At 58.2% G+C, this 21,381-nt stretch carries 17 protein-coding genes; 11 read left to right on the plus strand and 6 right to left on the minus strand.

The window, feature by feature from the left end:
• On the plus strand, positions 1-1,161 hold the full coding sequence (locus tag FV139_RS08215) for a thiolase C-terminal domain-containing protein (RefSeq protein WP_148067901.1): 1,161 nt from the start codon (positions 1-3) through the stop codon (positions 1,159-1,161).
• 108 nt (positions 1,162-1,269) lie between these two features.
• Here FV139_RS08215 and FV139_RS08220 read toward each other — a convergent pair whose 3' ends face one another.
• From FV139_RS08220 to FV139_RS08230, 3 genes are read right to left on the minus strand one after another with little or no spacing between them, the layout of a single operon-like run.
• Positions 1,270-3,759 carry a CaiB/BaiF CoA transferase family protein gene (locus FV139_RS08220; RefSeq protein WP_148067902.1) on the minus strand — a complete coding sequence of 830 codons (2,490 nt, stop codon included), beginning with the start codon at positions 3,757-3,759 and terminating at the stop codon, positions 1,270-1,272.
• Between the two features lie 47 nt (positions 3,760-3,806).
• Positions 3,807-5,264, minus strand: a complete 1,458-nt coding sequence (locus tag FV139_RS08225) for a class I adenylate-forming enzyme family protein (RefSeq protein WP_148067903.1) — start codon at positions 5,262-5,264, stop codon at positions 3,807-3,809.
• A gap of 12 nt (positions 5,265-5,276) precedes the next feature.
• The gene (locus FV139_RS08230) at positions 5,277-5,579 is read right to left on the minus strand and encodes a hypothetical protein (RefSeq protein WP_213004054.1); all 303 of its coding nucleotides are present in this window, start codon (positions 5,577-5,579) and stop codon (positions 5,277-5,279) included.
• A 233-nt stretch (positions 5,580-5,812) separates the two neighbouring features.
• Between FV139_RS08230 and FV139_RS08235 the strand changes: the two genes are divergently transcribed.
• The 6 genes from FV139_RS08235 to FV139_RS21305 all read left to right on the plus strand — a co-directional run bounded on the left by FV139_RS08235 (position 5,813) and on the right by FV139_RS21305 (position 13,621).
• Entirely contained in the window at positions 5,813-6,955 is a 1,143-nt protein-coding gene (locus FV139_RS08235) for an AraC family transcriptional regulator (RefSeq protein ID WP_148067904.1), read from the plus strand.
• A 467-nt stretch (positions 6,956-7,422) separates the two neighbouring features.
• Complete coding sequence (locus FV139_RS08240; protein ID WP_148067905.1) at positions 7,423-8,415, plus strand: Rieske 2Fe-2S domain-containing protein; 993 nt, start codon at positions 7,423-7,425, stop codon at positions 8,413-8,415.
• 113 nt (positions 8,416-8,528) lie between these two features.
• Positions 8,529-10,808, plus strand: a complete 2,280-nt coding sequence (locus FV139_RS08245; protein ID WP_148067906.1) for a TonB-dependent receptor — start codon at positions 8,529-8,531, stop codon at positions 10,806-10,808.
• Between the two features lie 135 nt (positions 10,809-10,943).
• The gene (locus FV139_RS08250; RefSeq protein WP_148067907.1) at positions 10,944-12,203 is read left to right on the plus strand and encodes an MFS transporter; all 1,260 of its coding nucleotides are present in this window, start codon (positions 10,944-10,946) and stop codon (positions 12,201-12,203) included.
• 66 nt (positions 12,204-12,269) lie between these two features.
• Positions 12,270-13,223: a CoA transferase gene (locus FV139_RS21300; protein WP_148067908.1), complete on the plus strand. Its 954-nt coding sequence runs from the start codon at positions 12,270-12,272 to the stop codon at positions 13,221-13,223.
• Positions 13,169-13,621 (plus strand): CoA transferase, encoded by a 453-nt coding sequence (locus FV139_RS21305; protein WP_187276450.1) that lies wholly within the window; start codon positions 13,169-13,171, stop codon positions 13,619-13,621. The genes FV139_RS21300 and FV139_RS21305 overlap by 55 nt, the downstream gene beginning before the upstream one ends.
• Before the next feature lie 218 nt (positions 13,622-13,839).
• Here FV139_RS21305 and FV139_RS08265 read toward each other — a convergent pair whose 3' ends face one another.
• The 3 genes from FV139_RS08265 to istA all read right to left on the minus strand — a co-directional run bounded on the left by FV139_RS08265 (position 13,840) and on the right by istA (position 17,584).
• The gene (locus tag FV139_RS08265) at positions 13,840-14,763 is read right to left on the minus strand and encodes an enoyl-CoA hydratase/isomerase family protein (protein WP_148067910.1); all 924 of its coding nucleotides are present in this window, start codon (positions 14,761-14,763) and stop codon (positions 13,840-13,842) included.
• A gap of 534 nt (positions 14,764-15,297) precedes the next feature.
• On the minus strand, positions 15,298-16,077 hold the full coding sequence (gene istB, locus FV139_RS08270; RefSeq protein ID WP_148067911.1) for an IS21-like element helper ATPase IstB: 780 nt from the start codon (positions 16,075-16,077) through the stop codon (positions 15,298-15,300).
• The gene (istA, locus tag FV139_RS08275) at positions 16,067-17,584 is read right to left on the minus strand and encodes an IS21 family transposase (RefSeq protein WP_187276451.1); all 1,518 of its coding nucleotides are present in this window, start codon (positions 17,582-17,584) and stop codon (positions 16,067-16,069) included. Before istA ends, istB begins: the two co-directional genes overlap by 11 nt.
• A gap of 154 nt (positions 17,585-17,738) precedes the next feature.
• On the opposite strand from istA, the gene FV139_RS08280 reads away from it, so the two are divergent.
• From FV139_RS08280 to FV139_RS08295, 4 genes are all read left to right on the plus strand, one after another.
• The gene (locus tag FV139_RS08280) at positions 17,739-18,512 is read left to right on the plus strand and encodes a DUF11 domain-containing protein (protein ID WP_148067913.1); all 774 of its coding nucleotides are present in this window, start codon (positions 17,739-17,741) and stop codon (positions 18,510-18,512) included.
• A 177-nt stretch (positions 18,513-18,689) separates the two neighbouring features.
• Complete coding sequence (locus FV139_RS08285) at positions 18,690-19,103, plus strand: hypothetical protein (RefSeq protein WP_148067914.1); 414 nt, start codon at positions 18,690-18,692, stop codon at positions 19,101-19,103.
• A gap of 162 nt (positions 19,104-19,265) precedes the next feature.
• The gene (locus FV139_RS08290) at positions 19,266-19,526 is read left to right on the plus strand and encodes a hypothetical protein (protein WP_148067915.1); all 261 of its coding nucleotides are present in this window, start codon (positions 19,266-19,268) and stop codon (positions 19,524-19,526) included.
• A gap of 75 nt (positions 19,527-19,601) precedes the next feature.
• Complete coding sequence (locus FV139_RS08295; RefSeq protein WP_187276452.1) at positions 19,602-21,266, plus strand: ankyrin repeat domain-containing protein; 1,665 nt, start codon at positions 19,602-19,604, stop codon at positions 21,264-21,266.
• The last annotated feature ends 115 nt before the right edge of the window (positions 21,267-21,381 follow it).

Genomic DNA, 21,381 nt, shown 5'->3' on the forward strand with positions numbered 1-21,381 from the left:
ATGAAAGCCATAAACGATGTCGCCGTTGCCGGCATAGGACAAACGGAATTCTCAAAAAACTCAGGACGCAGCGAACTGCAACTGGCTGCAGAGTGCGTCAAAAGCGCGCTGCAGGACGCCGGTTTGACCCCCGCGGATGTAGACGGACTGGTGACCTATACCATCGACAACAATGAAGAGGTAGATCTGGCGCGGACCATGGGCATGAAGGACATCAATTACTTTTCCCGCATGCCATTTGGCGGTGCGGGGGCGGTAGGCACTATTGCCCAGGCCTGTACCGCGATTCGGGCCGGCATGGCGGAAGTGGTTGTCGTATGGCGCGCCATGAATGAACGCTCCGAATACCGCTTTGGCCAGCTGGACGCGACCTCGGGTATGACCGTTGGGGGCGGTGGTACTTCGGATATGAGCTGGGCTTTCGATATGGGGGCCTTCACGCCGATGGCGTGGCAGGCGCTGAATGCCATGGTCTATATGGAGCGCTTTGGCGTAACCAACGCGGACTTCGGGCGCCTGATTGTGCAGCAGAGGAAATACGCCGCCAGCAACCCCAACGCCTACTTTTATCAGCGGCCCGTTACACTGGAAGACCATCAGGCGTCACGCTGGATCATTGAGCCGGTACTGCGTAAGTTCGATTGCTGCCAGGAAAGTGACGGCGGTGTCGCCGTGGTACTGACCAGCCTGGAGCGTGCCCGCGATCTGAAACAGCCGCCGGTTAAGGTCGTTGCCTCCCACGGAGGCGGCAATGGCTCGCAGATTGCTACCAATCATTATGCAGCCGATCTCTCCATCGCCTCGGAATCGCTGGTCACCGCACGGAACCTCTATGCCATGGCAGATTTGACACCGGCGGATATTCAGGTGGCTGAAATCTACGACGCCTATTCCTGCTCGGTGTTCTACGGGCTGGAAGCCTTTGGCTTCTGCGACCTAGGCGAAGCCAGCGATTTCGTGCGCGACGGTCACCTCGCCATTGATGGGAAGTTGCCGACCAATACCCACGGTGGCTTGATTGGTGAAGCCTACATCCACGGCCTCAACTCGTTTACTGAAGGCGTGAGGCAGGTTAGAAAGACGGCAGTCAATCAGGTTGCGAATGTCGAGAACGCCATTGTGACGTCGGGCTGGTCCGCCGCTATTTTGTCAAAGGTCTGACCTTCACGGGGTTGCGCAAGCACCCCGTGAAGTTTCCTCTTAAAGCAAAAGGGCCAATGCCCCGTCGGGACAGTGGCCCTTTTATGTTAGGCCCACCTTGCCAAGCCCTTAGTTGTCGCGGCTACACTCGTCCAGGTCATAGGCGTAACACCGCTCGTCGACTACCACGCCTTCGGCGAACAGTCTGTCGACCTCCATCGGTTCAATGCCCAGTTCAAGCAGCACCTCGCGAGATTGTTCGCCCACAATCAATGGTGAACTTTGTACGCCTGCGGGGGTTTCGGAGAGGCTATAGGGAATTCCCACATGGCCGACCTCGCCCAACACCCGGTGCGGAAGTTTAACCAGCCAGCTGCGATCAAGCAGGAAGGCGGCATCCGCATGCTTCCAGATCTCCCGGCTGAACTCGGGATTGGAAATCTCGCAGGGTACGCCGGCGGCGTCGAGGACGGCAAACCAGTCTTCTGCTGGTTTCGTGGCGAGTTGGCAGCCGATCCATTCCATCAGCGCGGCATTGTCAGCTTCGCGGGCTTCGGGGTCTGCGTAGCGGGCGTAGTCTCCGCCTGGCAGCGCACGGAACAGGCTCTGCCAGTGGCCTTCATTGACCAAGGCGAGACACAGGTAGCCGGATTGCGTTGGATACAGACGATATCCTGCGCTGTTGTAGCCGAGTCCGTCTGGGGTCAGTCGCGGTCTGGGGAATCCGGTGCCGTTGTCGCGGGCGATAACCTGGGAGGCGTTCAGCAACTGCGCATTGACGATGGACGTATCGACGAACTGGCCTTCACCGGTTTTCTCCCTTTCTAGCAGGGCCTGAATGATGGCAATCGCGGCCAGGTAACCATTGCCGGTGTCGCCGAGGCTGGTCAGGCTCCAGTAGGGGCGCCCACCGTCGGCGCAACCGCCATCTTCCCACTGTACGCCGGCCAGGGCGGATCCGGTCTGGTCATTTCCGGGGAGGTGCTCGCGAGAGCCTCGTTCAAAGCCCCGGGTATGGCAGTAGATCAGGCGTGGATTGATCTCTTTCAGCGCCTCGTAGTCCAGGCCGCGGCCTTCCACTGCCTTGTAGCGCATATTGTGGATCACGACGTCAGCGGTCTCCGCCAGCTGCTGGACTATCCTGATGCCTTCGGGTTTGCGTATATCGACAGCCAGGCTGCGCTTGCCGCGATTGGCTGACATGGCGATTACGTTCGAATGCCAATACCAGTCGTATGTGGCGTTGATTTTGATCACATCGGCGCCCAGGTCGGACAGAATCTGGGCACCGAACGGGCCGGCGATGGCGAGGCCCAGGTCAAGCACTCGTACTCCCTCAAGCGGCCGCGATAGTGTGGAGGTCTGTGTCGGGGCGGTTGTCTGCCACGAAGTAGATCTTGCCGCTTCCGCGCGGACGGCGGCGTTGTCCGCCCCGAACTCAGAAATACCGCTGCGTGGTTCGCTGAGGTTCTTTTCCAGTCGGTAAAGAGTTCCAGCCTGCCGCGTCGTCCCAAGTTTCGGGTCTTCAATCGTGACGACACAACCGTCTTCGATAAAAGAGGAGTCGCTGAGCGCTTCCTCGGGAGAGCGTACCTTCTGCATACACTGGCCCGCCACGGCGGCTGCATCACTCCACTCGTCTGCTGTGAAACGATGAATCGCAGATTTTAGCATGGGATAGTAGTGGTCGAGCACCAGCATATCGTCCACAGCCGGCATGATGCGATCCGGATCCTGGCGGGCGGAAGTGTCGGGGCTGGGGTTGAGGCTTGACCCTTCGGTGGCGCCGAGTACAAAGCTGGGATTGGGCACCCAGTGAATCAGCCAGCGACCATCGGCGCATTCGAAGTTGCCTTTCGGGGAACGGGAGTCGTTGACCCATGTAGAGTAGTGAGGGGCCTCGGGATGCTTCGCGTAACTGAATGCCATGGTGCCGGCCGTCAGTGCGCCCTGTAGCAAGCTGGTTTCAACCCACTGTCCCCGCCCGGTTTTGGCTCGCACCAGCAGCGCGGCGCTGACGGCGGTCATGGCGGCATACGCTGCTCCCAGGCTGGGCCAGAAAGTCGCGGGGAACAGAGGACCGTCGCGATCTTCCGGGCGCGGCCCCACTACGCCGTCGGGAGCGAATTCAAAATCGGCAAACGGCGGCTCGCCATTGGAGAAATGAAAGACCCCGCCGTTGCGACCGCGCTGCTCGAAGTGCAGGCCGGTACGGGCCGCCACCAGAGCATCGTAGGCAGGACGCAGGGATAGGGGGTTATCTCTCCCGTAACCGGTAATAGAGCAGTAGACCAGGCGGGGATTGACCGTCGACAGTGTGGCGTAGTCGATTCCGAGTTCCGCGGTGGTGCCCGGGCTGAAACTTTCAACGAGGACATCGGCCGTTTTCACCAGATCGAGAAATGCCTTGCGCTCATTGCTGTCCTTAAGGTCATAGGTAGCATTGCGTTTGCCGCGCTGCCATGCGCGGTAACCCAACTGACCTGAAAATGGGTCGCCTGATGGAGGTTCGATCTTGATGACATCGGCTCCCTGGTCGGAGAACACCATGGTGGCGATGGGGCCTGAAATGCCCCAGGATAGGTCCAGGACCCGAATGTGCTGTAGAACACCTGACATAGAAATTCACCTTTGTTATTACTAGGGTCCGTCTTGGCCCATTGGAACTACTTCCGGAACGCCTCGCGCACGACGCGTCGCAGCAGCTTCCCGGTTTCGTTGTAGGGCAGCTCCTCATGGAAAAGAATTTGCTTTGGAACCCGAGACGAACGAAGCCGTTGCTGCACATACATCTGCAACTGATCGACACTTACTTTCAGCCACGGTTTGATCACGACCACGGCAGCTACTTCTTCGCCCCAGTCCTCGCTTTGCATGCCGACAACGCAGGCATCAGATACGGCTGGGTGCTTCAGCAGCACGTCCTCAACTTCGCCGGGGGAAATATTCTCGCCGCCGCGCACGATCACGTCGTCCGCCCGGCCGGAGAGAAAAAGGTAACCGCCATTGTCGACATAGCCCGCGTCGCGTGTCGGGAACCAGCCGTCGCCGGAGATGACGGTCTTTTCCTCATACTCGCCGGACACCTGGTCACCCTTGACATAAACCTCGCCGGCCTCTCCTGTTAGAAGCGGATTGCCTTCCAGATCGCGAATCTGGAGCTCGATGCCGGGAAGTGGACGTCCCACGGATGTGAGGCGCCTCCTGACCTCGGCATCGTCACTGAGCAGTGCAGAACGGTGATCCTCCGGATCCAGCAGGCAAATGGTGGAACTGGTTTCAGTTAGCCCGTAGGCGTTGGTGAAATCGGTTGCAGGGAACAGGGTCATGGCACGGCGAATGACCGCTTCCGGCATCTTTCCTCCGCCATAGGCCATGGATGCAAGACGTGCCGGCACGTCAAACTCCGGGTGCTCCTCCAGATGATCGACAATCCGTACCAGCATAGTCGGTACGACGAAAGCATTGGTAATGGACTCCGAATGCGCCAGATACAGCCACTGTTCAGGATCGAAGTTGGGTAGAAGCACAATCCGCCGGCCAGCGTAAATGCTGCTCAAAAAGGCAGAGATTCCTGCGATGTGATAAGGCGGGACAGCGACCAGCTGGGCCTGCTCCTCGCCCGCACCGGCAAACTCCACCGAGCCGAGGATGTAGGAGAGGAGATGGGCGTGACGTAACAAGGCGGCCTTGGGTTTGCCAGTGGTGCCGCTGGTAAACAGCTTAACGGCAACCGCATCGGGATTAATCGGTATTTCAGAAGGCGATGGAGGAACTTCCCCATCTAGGCATGCACGAACAAAGGCGTCCCGGTTCTCTGTCTCGATGAAATACGCGGGTTCGATTCGGTCGCGCAGTTCGGACAGCTCATGAGCCGACAGGCGATAGTTCAGCGGCACATAGGTCAGGCCGGCAGCGGCGGCGCCAAACAGCGCGATCGGTATCGCAGGGCTACTGATATCTTGCAGGGCAACTGCCTGGCACTGACTGTTGCCAAACAGGCGGGCTGCCACCAGCGAAGCCCGATGCAACTGGGCATAACTATAGCTCACTCCCTCAAAGGTCAGAGCTGTACGCTGTGGGAAGGCCTGGCACGCCATATCCAGAATGGTGAACAGATTCATGGCAATTGTTACCTAATCGGATGAGGGCAGGGCTTGCGCCTGTTTGATCCCAAGGACGCTGTTGCCCACCATCAGGCTGCCTCGACCTGGCTTTGTGCAGAGAAGTTCAATACTGCCGTCCTCATTGACGTAGCGCTTGCCGATCAGGGTGCCCCCGTCCATGTCCGTTGCAGACTCATGTCTCGCTTCGGGAGTGCTGGTAGCCATCCCCGAGCCGCCACAGCAAAGATCAAACTCGCCTGTGCCCCTGATTACCATGACTTCTGTTTCACATGCGACACTGAAAAGTTTCGCTCCGGGTTTTATATTGATCATTCGGATGTTTCCCGCAGTTGCTGAAATGCCAGAGTGCAATCTAATCCCGGAGACAGGCCATCTCCATGCCAAATTCTTACAGAAGCAGCGCAGGATGTTACAAATGAACACACTGATTTACGCCGATTGATGCCGAATCGATTGTCGCGTGGTAGGCTCTGCTCTTGCCGTAGCCCATTCATGTACCGATAAATCTATAAGTTAGGGTTCACAGCCCTCTAAGGGCCCGCAGGATGACGAAGATTCCCGAACTGCCAGCGCAACACAGTTCTCTACTTGCACGCTATGGCCAGGCCATGGTGCTGCAGGCGCTGGCTGCTGGCTTCGACATGGAGATTATCGTCAAGGCGCTTTCCATACCGCCGAGGCTTCTGGAAAGTCTTGACGAAATACCGATTTCGAACCAGATGCTCGATGATTTTATGCGCCAGGTTGAGCGCGAAGGTCACCGGGAGTACCAGGTCGATCTGAGTCCTTCAGCGGAGATTTCACCGGAGCTTTTTGGACGGTTGCAGCGCAACATCAAGTGGTTGCTGCGAGACGAGTTTCTTGGCCTGACCCAAACTCCCTGTAAAGCCGGTGTTTTTCTTGTCATGATCGAACTCGTGATGTCTACAAGTACGCTGGCCTCCGCCCTGCAGAAGGGTTTCAGGTTCTACCGTGCGCTGACTGACGAGGTCTGGTTCAGCCTGTCGAGTGATGCAAACTACGCTGAGCTTACAGTTCACCTCGCCAGTCCGGCTGGTGGCGCAATGACTTTCTGGAGTGAATGGTGGTTGCTGACATGGCACCGCATGAGTTGCTGGCTGATTGGCGACAGTATTCCAATTCTCAGTGCCAGGTTTCCCCACGAGCCGGGCGCGCCAATGCAAGAGTATGCGCGGATATTCAGCAACGACTGTCAGTTCGGCCGTGCAACAGCGACCATCCGCTTTCATAGACATTTTCTCGACAAGCGATTGGTGCGGACCGAGGAGGAACTCACCGAACTGGTCGCTGATCGCAATCTCAACATCCAGTTCATACCCGGCCTGGATAACCCGTTGGCGCTTCGTATCGAGGTCCAGCTGGAGCATCAGTTCAAGCTGGTTCGCGAGTTTCTGACAATGGAGCAGGTTGCCGAGTCCTATCACATGAGCAGCCAGACTCTGCGCAGACGACTGGACGACGAGGGCAGCAGCTTCCGATTGATCAAGGAGCGTATCCGTCGCCGTGCAGTAATGCAGTGGCTGAATGATCCGGAAATCCCGATCAGCGAGATTGCGCACATGACGGGTTTTGCGGAAAGCAATGGCCTCTCCAGAGCCGTGAAGTCGTGGACAGGGTTGAGCCCGACTGAATATCGCGAAAAGCTGTCCGCTGCATCTGGCGATTAGCACCTTTCTTTTCTTCAAGTCAGGCTCGCGACGCGCAAGCTGTCAGTTCTGCCAGCCAAGCTGAGCTGTTCTGCACAGCAATCTGTAACAATCGGAAATGTTCCTAACTTAGTCACCGGCCGATACTGTCCTCGGAGTTTGCTATTCGAGGCACGGTGAATTGTCTAATAAAGAGATAAAAAGTGTCGAGCGACTTGACCTGACCTTGCCGGCAGGTTTCCAGGACGGTTGTCAGTCAGGTTGGCGTTACACACGACTGTGTCAGCTGCCCTCCAGCTCAATATTTCACGAGAACTGGCTGTGCTTCAGCAGCTTGGGGACAACGGGTCAATCTCATCCCGGCTGCATCTATGGCCGCTCTGTAACCCATGGTCTGCCCAGTGCATTGCAGGTCTCCGTCAGCAATGGATGCGCAGGAGTGGCTCCAGACTGGCGATTACATTTATCCAATAATTAAGTGAGTGATTATGACAGATTTATCAATAAGCAGAATTCAGGTCGGCAAAGAACTGGAGCGGTGTCCTTTCCCGATACCGGTGGGTTGGTATGTCGTCGAACTTTCAGAGAACCTGGCCTCCGGCGAGGTTAAGACCATCGAGGCATTTGATCAGGATTGGGTAATGTTCCGTGGCGAGGACGGATCCGTGGGGGTGACCGATCCCTACTGTCCGCATCTCGGCGCACATCTCGGGGAAGGCGGAGTTGTTGTTGGTAACAATATCCGTTGTCCCTTCCACCACTGGGAGTACGACAGCGAGGGTTGGTGCAAGGAGATTCCCTACGCGAAATCCCTGCCTCCGCTGGCGAAAAAGTGCGCCGTGCTGCACGCGCTTCCGGTGCAGGAGCGTTATGGCCTGATCTGGGCCTGGTACCATCCAGAGCGCCTTGAGCCACAGTGGCAAATTCCGGACGTGCCGGAACTGGAATCGGAAGGCTTCGTTCCAGTTCGCCACGGCGCATGGCCTATCGGTACCTGTATTCAGGAAATTGCCGAGAACGGCGTGGATTTTGCGCACCTGAAGTTCCTGCATGGCGCGCCCGAAATTCCAGCCGGCAAAGCGCGTACCGAAGATCATGTGTTCCACTTCGACATCGGTGATGGTCACATTATCGGTGAGAACCACGGCCCGGGTATCAGCGTGGTGCGTCACACCGTGGAAGGCGTGACTGTGCTGATGTTCTCTACCTCTCTGGCAGTTAATCGTGAGAACACGTTGGCGCGCATGCACTTTACCTTCCAGGACTATCCAGAGGGATCGAAGGAAAGGCAAATGGCCGAGCACGTTTATCAGCACTCCATTGGCGAGGCTGACGGCGAGGACTCAGCCGGATTTGAGGCGGTCGACATGATCATCTGGAACAACAAGAAGTACCGGCCGCAGCCGCTGCTGTGTGACGGCGACGGTCCGATTTTCAAGTTCCGGAAATGGTTCTCCCAGTTCTATGCGGAGGATCACTAAAGTATCAAAGTACCCGCCCAGCAAGTCCAATGATAATAGCCAGGCTGTTGTCGGCGCGAACAATGTTCACGTTGGCAGCAGTACGGCACCACATTTCAATATGAGCGTACGTGATGAAAAAGATCTACATAATTACCGCCGCCGCGGTCGCTTGCCAGCCCTCGTCAGTCCTGTTCGCCCAGGAATCAAACTTTGCCCTGGAAGAAGTCATTGTAACGGCCCAGAAGCGTGAACAGACACTGCGGGATGTGCCTTCCTCCGTGTCGGCCATATCAAAGAATTACCTGCAGGATTCGGTTTCCAAGTCCTTCAACGATCTCGGCAACCTGGTTTCCGGGATTGAAATATCCGGTGCCAGCGACGGTTTTACCCCGGCCATACGAATCCGTGGCATCGGTACCAATGCCAACTCGGGTGTCCCCCCATCGGTTGGTATTTTTCTCGATGAAATACCCCTTGCTGATATTGGCATTGCCTTCACCAATATTAACGAAGTCGAACGCGTGGAAGTGCTCAAAGGCCCACAGTCCACCCTGTTTGGTCGAAGCGTCTCTTCCGGCGCCATTGTGATCAATACCGTAAAGCCTGAGCACGGTGCCAACGACGGATATATCGAGACAAACGTTGGCAACAATGGCCTAATGCAGTTCTATGCCGGTGGCAACCTTTCTCTGGGCGATGCGGTAGCAATCCGCGGCAGCGGTTATTCTACCGAAGGCGACGGCCAGGTGTATAACGTAATGTCCGGGGATACTGGCGAGCAGACCGATAATCACGGCGGTAGAATCCAGGTTTCGATCAACCTGACCGACAACTTCAATGCCAACCTTTCCTACGAGAAGCACAAGCTGTTCGCCCAGGGTACAGCGGCGACGGTAACGGAGTATGGCGATGGTTCAGAGATACTGGCGCTGTCCACCGGGGCTGAACTGCGACCGTTCGACAAGTTTTCCAGGAAAAAGCAGGACTACCTCGAGAATCATCGCGACAGCGATACCGAAATTGCTTCGGCGCGGCTGGAGTGGGTTCTGGATGATACCTGGAGCCTGACGTCACTGACCGCTTACCAGGACTGGGCCCGGGTGGTTGATTCGTCAGAGTCTGAACCGAATATCGCCTTCGATTCCATTCTCGGTCCGCAGCCCTACCAGTTCGGCGTCACAACACTGGCAGCGGAATCACTTTCTGAGGAGTTCAGGGTTCTCTACGATGGCGATTGGTTAACCTCGGTCAATGGTATTTTCTATTCGGACTCCAGAAACGTGAACATGGCGCAACTGGCGCGACCGATCACGGTAGCGGTTCCCTCCCTTGGCTATATCGCGCTTGTCTCTGGGCCGGATATCGATACTCAGGAGTTTGGCATATTCAGCCACAATACTATCTCGTTGAGCGACAGGACCCAGTTGACTGTTGGTTTGCGATACTCGGATATCGAGCGTGAGGGTGCGGCGAGTACCACGATTGGTGGCGGCCAGTTCCTGCCGCTTCAGAATCCCGCCATCGTGCCGGTCGCTACTGCCAAGCCGGTGGAGCAAACGGCGAGTTGGGACGCACTTTCCGGTGGCCTCAGCCTGAGCTATGACCTGACTGAAGCGTTTACGATCTATGGCAACTATGGTCGCGGTTTCAAGGCTGGTAACTTCAGTAACCAACAGGTGATTGGTAGTACCGCCAACCCTGTGGACCCCTTCGATGAAGAGTTCGCCGATTCACTTGAGATCGGTTTCAAAAGTGTCCTGTTGAACAATTCGCTGAGTTGGAATGGGGCAGTATTTGTACAGGAGTACACCGACTACCAGGTGGGGATCGTCGATCCCATCACAGCGATATCGGTGGTTTCTAACGCGGGCGAGGTCAGGGTCGAGGGTGTGGAGACTGATTTCCGCTGGCGGGTACTTGAACAGTTCGTCGTCGATGGCTCTGTTTCCTACATTGATTCCCGTTTTGAAAGCTACGAAAACGCGCCTTGCACCCGTCCCCAGTATGCTGCGATTGCCTGCACCGGCCCCTCCGGCACCCAGGATCTTTCCGGCACCCGGGTCAACAACACCTCACCCTGGACAGCCAACCTGAACATGACCTGGCAGGATAGCTTCGCCAATGGCATGGGTTGGCATCTGCGGGGTGAAGCCATCTTCCGCGACGACCGAATCTATGCCTCTGACCTGGATCCGGATACAAAGGCGCCGAGCTATTACGCGTTCAATGCCAGTTTCGGTCTGACCAGTCCAAGTCAGGCAGTGGAAGGCATTCTATGGGTGAAAAACTTGACTGACGAAGACTACCTGGTCGATATCAGAAGTAACTCCGATGGCATCACCCGGGCTGGTTTGCGGGTCAGTCCCGGTTTGGAGCGGACCTACGGGATTGATCTGCGTTACAACTTCTAAGCGTCAATCCAGGCCGGAGGCGGTCTGCGACTGAGAATCAGAGGGCATGGACGCCCTCGCCACTTTCGGTACGCTTTCGCTTTCAAGCCGGCCAGCAGGATTCACTTCAGCCATTGGAAACGGGATATAGCGATTATGCATTATCAGGCAAGAACCGGTTGGTTGCAGGTGCCTGCAGTGTTCAGAGGGTGGGGGATCGTTGCTTCCCTGTTTGTCAGCGAGATGTTCGCTGTTGGCTGTACCGCGTATGCGTTCGGGTTGTATGTCGTTCCTGCCAGTGAAGAACTCGGTCTTTCAAGGGCGTCGGCGAATAGCGGCCTGATTCTGCTGATGGTCGGCATGGGGGTAGCGTCACCGATATTGGGTAAGCTGCTTGATCGCTTCCCGGCGCGCAATGTCATAGTGATCGGCGCCATGATGCTAGGCGCCGGGTTTGCCGTCATCGCACTCAGCGAGACCCTGTGGCTGCTGGCCGTGTCACTGTTCCTGCTGGCCGGACCCGGAGCTGCGGCAATCGGCCCGTTGACCGCGTCGACGGTGATCTCCCGTTGGTTTACGCTACACCGCGGTAAAGCGCTGGGTGTGGGCGCCGCCGGCACCTCCCTCGGAGGGGCGATGCTGGTGCCGCTGATCGCTCTGAGCCTGGACTACCTCACCTGGCGGGAAACGCTGTTACTCCAGGGCGGAGTCATCACATTGCTGGTCAGCTTTATCGCCTGGCGTACCGTGGTCAGTCGCCCTCAAGACATTGGCTTGCACCCGGATGGCGCTGACGCGCCGGCCCGGGTTGACCATTGCGCCCAGGCAGATATGAAGCGATGGAGCCCCCGGGAATTGCTGCGCAGCCGCGATTTCTGGTGCCTGTCAGTAGCGGTATCGATCACCTTTGGCGTGAGTCAGGCAATACTGGTGTCACTGGTGCCCTACGCGAGCGATATGGACATTTCCCCACAGAAGGCTTCCTTCCTGGTTTCCGTCTCGGCATTTTCTTCCATCATCGGCAAGCTGGCGGTCGGCGCCCTTTCCGATCACATGAACAAGAAGATCCTGATGTTCGTCATCATCAGCTTCGTGTTCATCAAACTCGGTGCATTGTATGTACAGCCGGACTATATGGTGCTGCTGATGGTTCTGGTTGTCTCCGGAATCGCTCTTGGTGGAGAGCTCCCGGTCTGGGCGGCGCTGGTGGCGGAGCGCTTTGGCGCTGCCTCCTACGGCACGACGATGGGTCTGATGACCTTGATCAATACCGTGGTCAATATTGCTGCATTGCGCTTCATTGGCGACGTCTATGATCGTACTGGCGGTTATGATCTCGCCTTCCAGGTCTTTGCGCTGACAATTGTTGTAGCATTGGTGGCGACGGCCTGCATGACCAAAGTCAGGAAGGCCTGACGGGCTGGTAGACCGGCCCGTACTGATCCCGGAACCTCGTAACGACAGAGTGAGTCCCGAAGACACATGTCCCTGCTGCCTTTGAACCAAACTGCTGCACTGGATATTTCGCCGGCTCCAGGTGATTACGCAGTGAAACTCTTGCGTGATCTCGGCTTCAACGGCTTTCCGTTTTCCACCAATCGAGCTTCTCATCCCGCCACAAGGATGGTGGATAGCGGGTTCCTGGCGCTGACCGGCGACGGGCTGGGAGACCCGGTGATCTGTCCGGTTCCCCTGGCCAGCTGTGCGGATGATGCGCTGACGGTGTTTCGCGCCCTGACGGGCGTCCCGGTATTGCGCGGGATAGAGGGGGCCGAACTGCTCACTGAGCGTGCCGCGGTGATGGGCTTGGCGCGAAATGGCGACCAGTCCACCACAGGGCACTGCCGACTGCTGGCCACATGGGACGGCACCATCGGCCTGAATCTGGCGCGCGAAAGTGACTGGGAACTCCTGCCTGCCTGGATTGAGTGCGCTGTCGAGCGTGGAGACTGGTCCTCCCTTGCCGCACATCTGGCGACTGTGCCTAGCGGCGCTATCCTGGGTCGGGGCAGGGAACTGGGACTGGCGCTGGCCGATGCCACGATCATTCCCGACGCACTCTCTCACTGGATGAGGACGACCTCGTTCGCCGCCGCCCCGCTTGCATTGCGGCGCCGGAGGCCCCGGGTCATCGACCTGTCGTCCCTGTGGGCGGGGCCGCTTTGCAGCCGCCTGTGGCAGGCCGCCGGCGCCGAGGTGGTCAAGGTGGAAAGTACGCAACGCCCCGACGGTGCGCGTTCGGGCTCAGCCGCATTCTTTGAACGTTTGAATGGCGGCAAGGTTTGCGTCTCCCTTGATCTCCACACTCCCGAAGGACAGCAGGCTCTGCGGGAATTGATTCTGGGGCAGATATGGTTCTGGAGGCTTCCCGTCCAAGGGCCTTGCGCCAGATTGGCATCGTTGCCGAGGACTTGCTCGCCGAGCGGCCCGGGCTGACCTGGGTCAGCCTGACAGGGCATGGCCGCAGCGATCCCTGCGGACAATGGATTGCGTTTGGTGACGACGCGGGTATTGCTGCGGGCCTGTCTGCCATCCTGCACCAATGTACCGGCCGCTGGATGATTTGCGGGGATGCCGTTGCCGACCCGATGACCGGCCTGCACTGCGCGCTGGCGGGCTGGGCGAGCTGGCTGGCCGGAGGGGGGCAGCTGGTCGACATTTCCCTGGCGGCGGTAGTGCGCCACTGCGTCACCGCCACTGCGCCTCAAGGGATTCACTATAGCGATCGCCAGCGGGCGTGGGAGCATCGCCTGAGTGGACGGCCAACCCGGCCGGGGACTGCAGAATCAGCATGCGGCTATGCCCTGCGCGAGGGCCTGTCATCGCCACCCTGATCCAGAACGCCCGCTTGCCCGGCCGCTGGACAGTGTGGATTTGCGGATGGACCGCGGTGTTATCGCCGACATGGCCGCCGCACACTGTCCCCCCTTGAGGCTCCTGGGACAGGGCGGCTTGAATTTGCGCCCGGCATGCCGGCGGACCTCTGTCTCTTGGACAAACCCTGGGACGATGTACGTAACGACTTGTCCGCCGCACCTGGCGCAGCGGCGACCTAATCCACAGTGTCGACTGAATCGCAGATGGCATCGATCAACCCCCATTGCCGGGCCTGTCGCGCGTTGATTTTTTTGCCCGACAGCGCCATCCATGCTGTGCGTTGGCGACCGATGCGCCTGGCGATACTGACGCAGCCGCCAGCACCGGGAATGAGTCCGAAAGCCAGTTCCGGCAGCTGAAAAAAGCTGCCAGGACTCGCGCTGAGGCGTCCGGCGAAGGCAGGCAGTTCAATGCCGGAGCCGAGGCAGGCGCTGTGGACATGGACATGGACGCGATCAGCACAGCGGGATAGCAGGCGGCCGGGGTTGTGACAGGAGCGTATCCAATGTGCCAGGGACGGGTCCGTGGCGAGACCGAACTCCCTGAGTTCGCCGCCCACACTGAAACAGGCGCCTCGTCCGCTCAGGTGCAACTGCCGGATACTGTTGTCGATCAACACCAGCTCGAACAGTTCAATCAGTGCGTCGCGCATTTCCACGGTGATGGAATTGCGGTACTGGGGGCGATTCAGGAGCGCCTGCACCCTGTCTCCTTGCCGATGCACGACAATGGCCGGGGTGCTGTCCGGCGAGTGAATTTCCCTGGGAGTGGCTTCCCGGGCCTGCAGCCACTGACGGAACTCGCTTCCGGACTGCAGGCTTGCGTAGGCCAGCGATTCCACCGTCATGGCTGCCGGCAAGGGCAGCATTTCTACCGCGCGAAGTACCTGGACCAGCGTCAGGGCGGCCAGCGGATGCTGTTCGATTCGCGCTGCCAGCAGCTGCAATTCGGCATCGTCTGCGATAACGATATCGGCATTCGCATGGCTGCTCTCTCCCAAAGCAATCACCGGATGCGGTTGCTGGTGGAGCCACTGTGGGTCGGCAGGCAGGTCCTCGATGTCAAGGCAGGCAAAGGGTGGGCTGGAGAGAACTGTCATGAGCTTACCGGCGGTCGATTAATACGGCATCATCCCTGGCGGTTTTCCGCTTGGATGGAAGGGCATTCTACACCGGGCGGGGCAGGCGTGTAGTCCGCTTGCCCGGGGGGGCGCCGGCTCAATACTATCGGGACGGGGATTACTGACCTGGGGAGCACGCTGTGCCGCAAGGGCCGGGCGCTGCCAGCTGGCCTTGGCATGGCGATTGGCACGCGGATCCTTCGAAGAATTCAACATTCCGAGGTATGAATTGAATCGAAATCGGGCTAAGAAGGATGGTAGAAAAAATCACTGAAAGTCACGTTTTCGCGCCAACGTCCTTCAGTTCACCCACCGCTAGCGCAAGTCTCGCAGACACCTGATGATCAGGCGTTGAATGTCGGCTTAGAGGATTTCCGGGACCATGACAATGTCCGCCTGGTAGCGAACGAAAGCATCCCTGCAATATTACTCACGGAACCTGTTGCTGTGTTGTTTTGCACTTAATACTGACCCGGGATTTGCATCTAATAATGACCCACCCCGAACGCCAGATTATGGCGTAGATTTCAGTTTCTTGCCTCGCCTTCCTCCTTCCTGATTCACCGTCGAGTTTTTCAATCGGTAGCTGTCATTGCCGGTCTCCAGGATATGGCAGTGATGGGTCAGCCGATCCAGCAGAGCCGTCGTCATCTTTTCGTCCACAAACACCGACGACCACTCTGCGAAGCCGAGGTTGGTCGTGATGATGATGCTGGTGCGCTCGTACAGTTTGCTGATCAGGTGGAACAACAGCGCACCACCGGCCTGGCTGATCGGTAGGTAACCCAGTTCATCGAGGATGACGAGGTCAGTGTGGATTAGCCGATTGGCCATCCGCCCCTGCTGCCCGGCCTGCTTCTCTTGCTCCAGGGCGTTGACCAGTTCGATCGTGGACAGGAACCTGACCCGCTGCCGGTGGTGCTGGATCGCCTGGACACCAATGGCGGTGGCCAGGTGTGTTTTGCCGGTACCGGGACCACCCACCAGGACAATGTTCTGCGCGTCCTCCAGGAACTGGCAGCGGTGCAGTGACTTCACAAGCGCCTCGTCCACCGGGCTCTGGCTGAAGTCGAAGCCGGTGATGTCGCGGTAAGCCGGGAACTTCGCCACAGTCATCTGGTAGTTAATCGAACGCACATCGCGCTCAGAGGCTTCCGCCTTGAGCAACATCTCCAGTACAGGGATCGCCTGCTGGTAAGCCGGGGAAGCCTGCTCGGCGAGTTCGCCAATGGCATCGGCCATACCGTGCAGCTTCAGGGTTTTCAAGGTGGTGATCATGGCATCAGGTTTCATGGCGCGCCCTCCGCAGGCTGTCGTAACGTGCCGTATCGGCAACAGGTTCGCAGACCAGTTTCAGCGCCGGTGGCGGTTGCAGGCGCTGGAGCCGCTCTGGTTCCTCCAGCCGACTGAGGCAGTTGAGGATGTGTTGCTTGGAGGGCTCGCCGGATTCCAGCGCCAGTGTCACAGCCTGCTCCACCCGCTGTTCGTCGTGTAGCAACACCAGCGCCAGGACTTCCACCATCTCCCGGTCGCCGCCGGGGCGCTTGATCAGCCTGGCGCGCAACTGCCGGAAGCTTTCGGGTAGCTCCATAAACGGCGCTCCATTGCGCAAGGCACCGGGCTTACGCTGAGCCACCGAGAGATAGTGGCGCCAGTCGTAGACCGTCTGCCCCGGCGAGCGTTTATCCCGGCTGAACACGCGCTCGTGCTCGGCCACCACCTGGGCCTCGGCGACGATGACCAGCCGCTGCGGGTACACCCGCAGGCTGATCACCCGGTTGGCGAAGCTGGCCGGTGCGCTGTAGCGGTTGTGCTCGAAGGTGACCAGGCAGGTGGAAGAGACTCGCTTGCTGTGCTCGATGAAGCCATCGAAGGCGGCTGGCACCGGCATCAGGTGCGACTGTTCATCTGTCAGGCATTCGGCGATTGAGCGGGCCTTGAACTCCGGGTGCGCCGTCTCCGACCATAGTTCCCGGCAACGCGCCTGCAGCCAGTTGTTGAGTTCCTGCAGTGACTTGAACGGCGGCGGGTCGTACCACAGGCCGTGGCGGGCATCCTGTACGCCTTTCTCCACCTGACCCTTCTCCCAGCCAGCCGCCGGGTTGCAGAACTCCGGCTCGAACAGGTGTTGGCTGACCATCGCGTAGAAGCGTTTGTTGACCTGCCGCTGCTTGCCGCGGCCGACCTTGTCCACTGCGGTCTTCATGTTGTCGTAAATGCCGCGCTCAGGGATGCCGCCGAAGGTGGCAAAGGCGTGATAGTGGGCGTCGAACAGCATCTCATGGGACTGGGTCAGGTAGGCACGCAGGAAGAACGCGCGGCTGTAGCTCAGCTTCACATGGGCGATCTGCAGCTTGGTGCTGACGCCGTTGATCCGCACCCAGTCCTCGCTCCAGTCGAACTGGAAGGCTTCGCCGGGTGCGAACCGCAAGGGGACAAACGCCTGCTTGCCGGCGAGCAGCCGGGCGTCCTGCTGCTCCTGGCGCCACTGGCGGGCAAAGGCCGCGACCCGGTCGTAGGAGCCGGTGTAACCCAGTCCGAGCAAATCCCGGTACAGCTGCTTCACGGTACGGCGCTGCTTGCGGTGCCGCCTGGACTCCCGGAACAGCCAGTTGGTCAGGGTCTCCTCGTACTCGTCCAGCTTGCTGGGGGATTTGCGTGCAGGGTACGTTGGTTCGAGATCCTGGCTAGCCAGATACTTGCGAACCGTGTTTCTGGAAAGACCGGTGCGGCGTGCGATCTCCCGGATCGGCAGGCCGTCACGCAGGTGCCAGCGTCGAATTACACTTACTAAAGCCACGTCTATCACTCCTGAAACCCCTGCTCATTTTTTATGCAGGGGGAGTTTTATACGTGGGTCAAAATTCGATGCAAATGTGGGGGGTTAGTGGGTCAATTTTGGATGCAATTCAACAGCCGGTGCTTCCACCCTGGCGACAGGAACCAGCGGCACCGTGACGCTCACCGTACGGTTCAATCTGAACGGCGCCAGTGGCCCATTCAGCAATCTCGCCGAGGCCTCGGCCGATTCGGGTAGCGGATCAACGTCTGATGTATCCGACAACGGCACGGACCCCGACTCAGATAGAGACGGTAACCCGGATGAAGCAGGGGAGAATGACCCGACCCCGATAGTGCCTACCGTGTTCCTCGCACAGCCGGCAATGACGTTGACCAAGGTCAGCAACTTCGATCCCGCCATTCACGATAATGACGGCAGTGGTGACCTGACCCCGGGTGACTTGCTCGGCTACACCATTTCGGTCTCCAATATCACCAACGGGGATGCGCTGGACGTAGTGGTTAATGACATGCCGGATGCCAACACCAGCCTGGTTGTTGGCTCGGTAACTACGAGCCAGGGTGCTGTGGTAAACGGCAACACTGCAGGCGACAGTGCAATTCAGGTGAATATTGGAACCGTCGTGGGCAGTGGCGGAGCCACGGTCGCGTTTGAGGTAATGATCAATGATCCAATCCCCGCCGGGGTGACGACGATCGAAAACCAGGGGCGTGTCTCAGGCTCCAACTTCACGGATGTTCTGTCTGATGATCCGACTACCACAACTGTCAGTGACCCGACGGTAGACCGGCTGGCGGCGGTTGCTGCGGCAGTGTCGGCGGCGGTGTCTGTCGCAATACCCGTGTTTCCAGCATGGGGAGTGCCGACAGTTGCGCTGATCCTGATCTGCCTGGTGGCCTGGAGGAGGCGCATGACGCTCGGGTGATATCCGGGCAATCTCTTCATCACAGACTTGGGGGCCATTGGCCCCCAATCTCTTTGGACCACCAATCCCGGACACCCGGCCTGTATAATTGCGGCTTGCCGCAGAATAAATAACAGGGGTAAGCTCAGGTATCTGGGGGAGGGCACGCGCCATCGCTGCCCGATGCAAGGAGAGCCGATGAAAACACTGATAATAATTCTCGGGCTGGGCCTCGCCATTTATTTCGTGTTCAAACGCCGAAATCCTGGTGAAGGCGGGGTAAAGGGCAAGCGCAAACAGCGCAAGCCACTGACCATCCGCAGTTTCTACCGCGCGACGTCGATCATTCACGACGAGAACGCCTGCGCAGCCGTCAGGCCGATCGGCAACCGGCCTATTCTCGACGCGGAAATCATCATGCCGACCCTGCCACTTCCCGATTGCGATCGGTCGGAGCAATGCAATTGCCATTACGAACACCACGATGACCGCCGGCAAGCGTCCGAGGACCGTCGTCATCCCGCCTCCATGCAGACGGACCTTCACGCCTCACTGGGTCACGAGGAGCGACGCACCAAGAAGCGTGGGCGGAGGCGGGAGGACCTGGTTTAAGTAGGTCTGCGCCCTCCGTTAATGGGCAGCCCTATCGCGTCGTAAATGGGTCTGGATGGCAGTTCTGCGAGGCACCACTATACTGCTGATGATCTCGCGTAATGTGCAGGTCGTGACTGTCATATACCTCAGAGCTCTGGCCCCGAATAGAGGATACGCCCGATGAAAAAACTCACCTTGTTCGCTACCTTACTGCTCCTGTTGCCCTTCGCCGGTAGCGCGTCGGCTCAGGACGTCGGCAAACTCATGGAGGCCGTCGACAAGGATAAGGCGGTCGAATCCGTAGATCAGGAAAAACTGGGGGAGGCCGTGAGTGAAGATGGTGTCGACTACCAGAAAGCGTATGATTCCGTCGACAAGCAAAAGGCAGCCGATGCTATTGATATGGACAAGGTCAAGGAAGCCATGAGTGACAAGGAGTAAACGACTCGAGCCTGGCTACCCGATATCCGGGGGCTCCCCGCTATATCGCAGGAGCGCTATCAGCTGACTGTTACAGTGGAGTTCGAGGCTTTACGTCGCCTCCGCGCAGATATCATCGCTACTATCGGACCGGGCAACAAGCCTGAAATGGAAGCCCTGTTCCAGCGCACAGGGCCAGTAAACCTTGATTTCTGGTCCCCTCAGGGGGATACGCCGCTGTCAGCCGCAGTGCAATGCGGTGACGAGGATATTTGCGTATTGCTGCTGGCCCTCGGCGCCGACCCGGACTTGCGCTCCCTGGACGATAGGACCCCATTGATGCATGCCGTACTGGCCTGTGACACGGACCTGGTCAGGTGCCTGCTGCGTCACGGGGCAGATGTGAACGTCGCCTCCGCGACCGGTTTCACTCCGCTAGCCTGCGCCGCCCTGAAAGAACTTCCCGGCATGGTTGAGTGGCTGCTGGAGGAGGGGGCCGACGCCACTCGCGTTGACGTATTTGGCATCGGCCCGATGGATCTGGCAGGAAGGGACGCCTCGACCAGCGCCTCGAGGGCCTGCAAACGATTGCTGAGACGCCATGGTGCAAAAAAACAACGCCTTGGGCGGGCGAGGGCGGCTATCGGCAGTGGGTTTGTTCTGCCTGATAGCTATTTTAATGAAAGTAAACAGTTATCGACCAGCGTCGCCCATCCTGTACGGCATATTGTGTTCGCGGGCACACTACTGGCGTTCATGTTATCCGTTGCTTACGGGCCGTCTTTGGTGGTGGCTCTGATCATTTCTCTATGGTCGCTCCGCACGGCGCTGCGGCCGCGCAGGCAGGAAACCCTGGTTGATGCAGCCCCCAATGCTGTTGTGCATTTTCATAATGCCAATATGCTTTTTATCGAGCGAATTCATCGAATAATGGGCGGTGAAATTGATCTCAATCCAACCGTACCGGATCCCGAGAGGACCTTTAACGAGACCGAATTGCGTCGAAGCCAGATATTTCAAATTCTGGTAATGACGTTCATTTTTGTGGGCGGACTGGTCTTGGGAGACAATCTGGCAACCGACGGACTTTCAATAGTGCTTGGCTTTGTCATTGCAAGCTGCGACCTCGGACTCAAGGCCTGGCGCCTGCGCAAGATCAAGGGGTTCCTGCGAGAAGATCAGAAAATCCATGACCAACGTGCACAGCAGATTGTCGAGGAACAGTTAGCGGGCGAGTCAGCTCAACAAGGCTTTTTGTTGTATTTGCGTGCCTTCAGCACCACAGGGAAATTGAAGTCGGGTGACCTGGACTTCGAAACAGCGCTCGCCCTTGGTGAACCGCGGTCACTGCCTCTGGTGGCGCTGGGCGGCCCAGGTGAACATATTGGTGCGGGCCGGGCCCTGACCACGGAATCCAATTGGCGGAATGTGGTGCTGGGGTTGATGGATGCCAGCACGGCCATCTTCATCGTACCTTCATTGCGCGGTGGCACAATGTGGGAAATGCTGCAGATTCGGGAAAAGCACTATTTGCATAAGACGATTTTTATTCTGCCTCCAGCGCAAGATCCGGATAAGCAGCGAACCAAGTGGCAGAACATCTGTGACGAGGTTGTTGGCTTCGCCATCGAATTCCCCGGGTTTCGAGAAGGCGGCCTCATGTTTACGATTGGCCAGGACGGCTTTGTTGCCGCGAATCAGCCGTTTGTCGGACTGCAGGAATGGGATGTCGCAAGCGAGGAAGGCGTCCCAAGGTACTGATTTACTGGTGGGAACCACCCTCAAGCGCCCCACCCGAAACTGCGCATAATCTATATTATGTTAAATAAAGGCTGGAGCTTTCTATGGGGCTACCCGTCTCAACTCGGGAATCAGA

Source organism: Parahaliea maris, from assembly GCF_008064665.1.
Lineage (GTDB): Bacteria > Pseudomonadota > Gammaproteobacteria > Pseudomonadales > Halieaceae > Parahaliea > Parahaliea maris.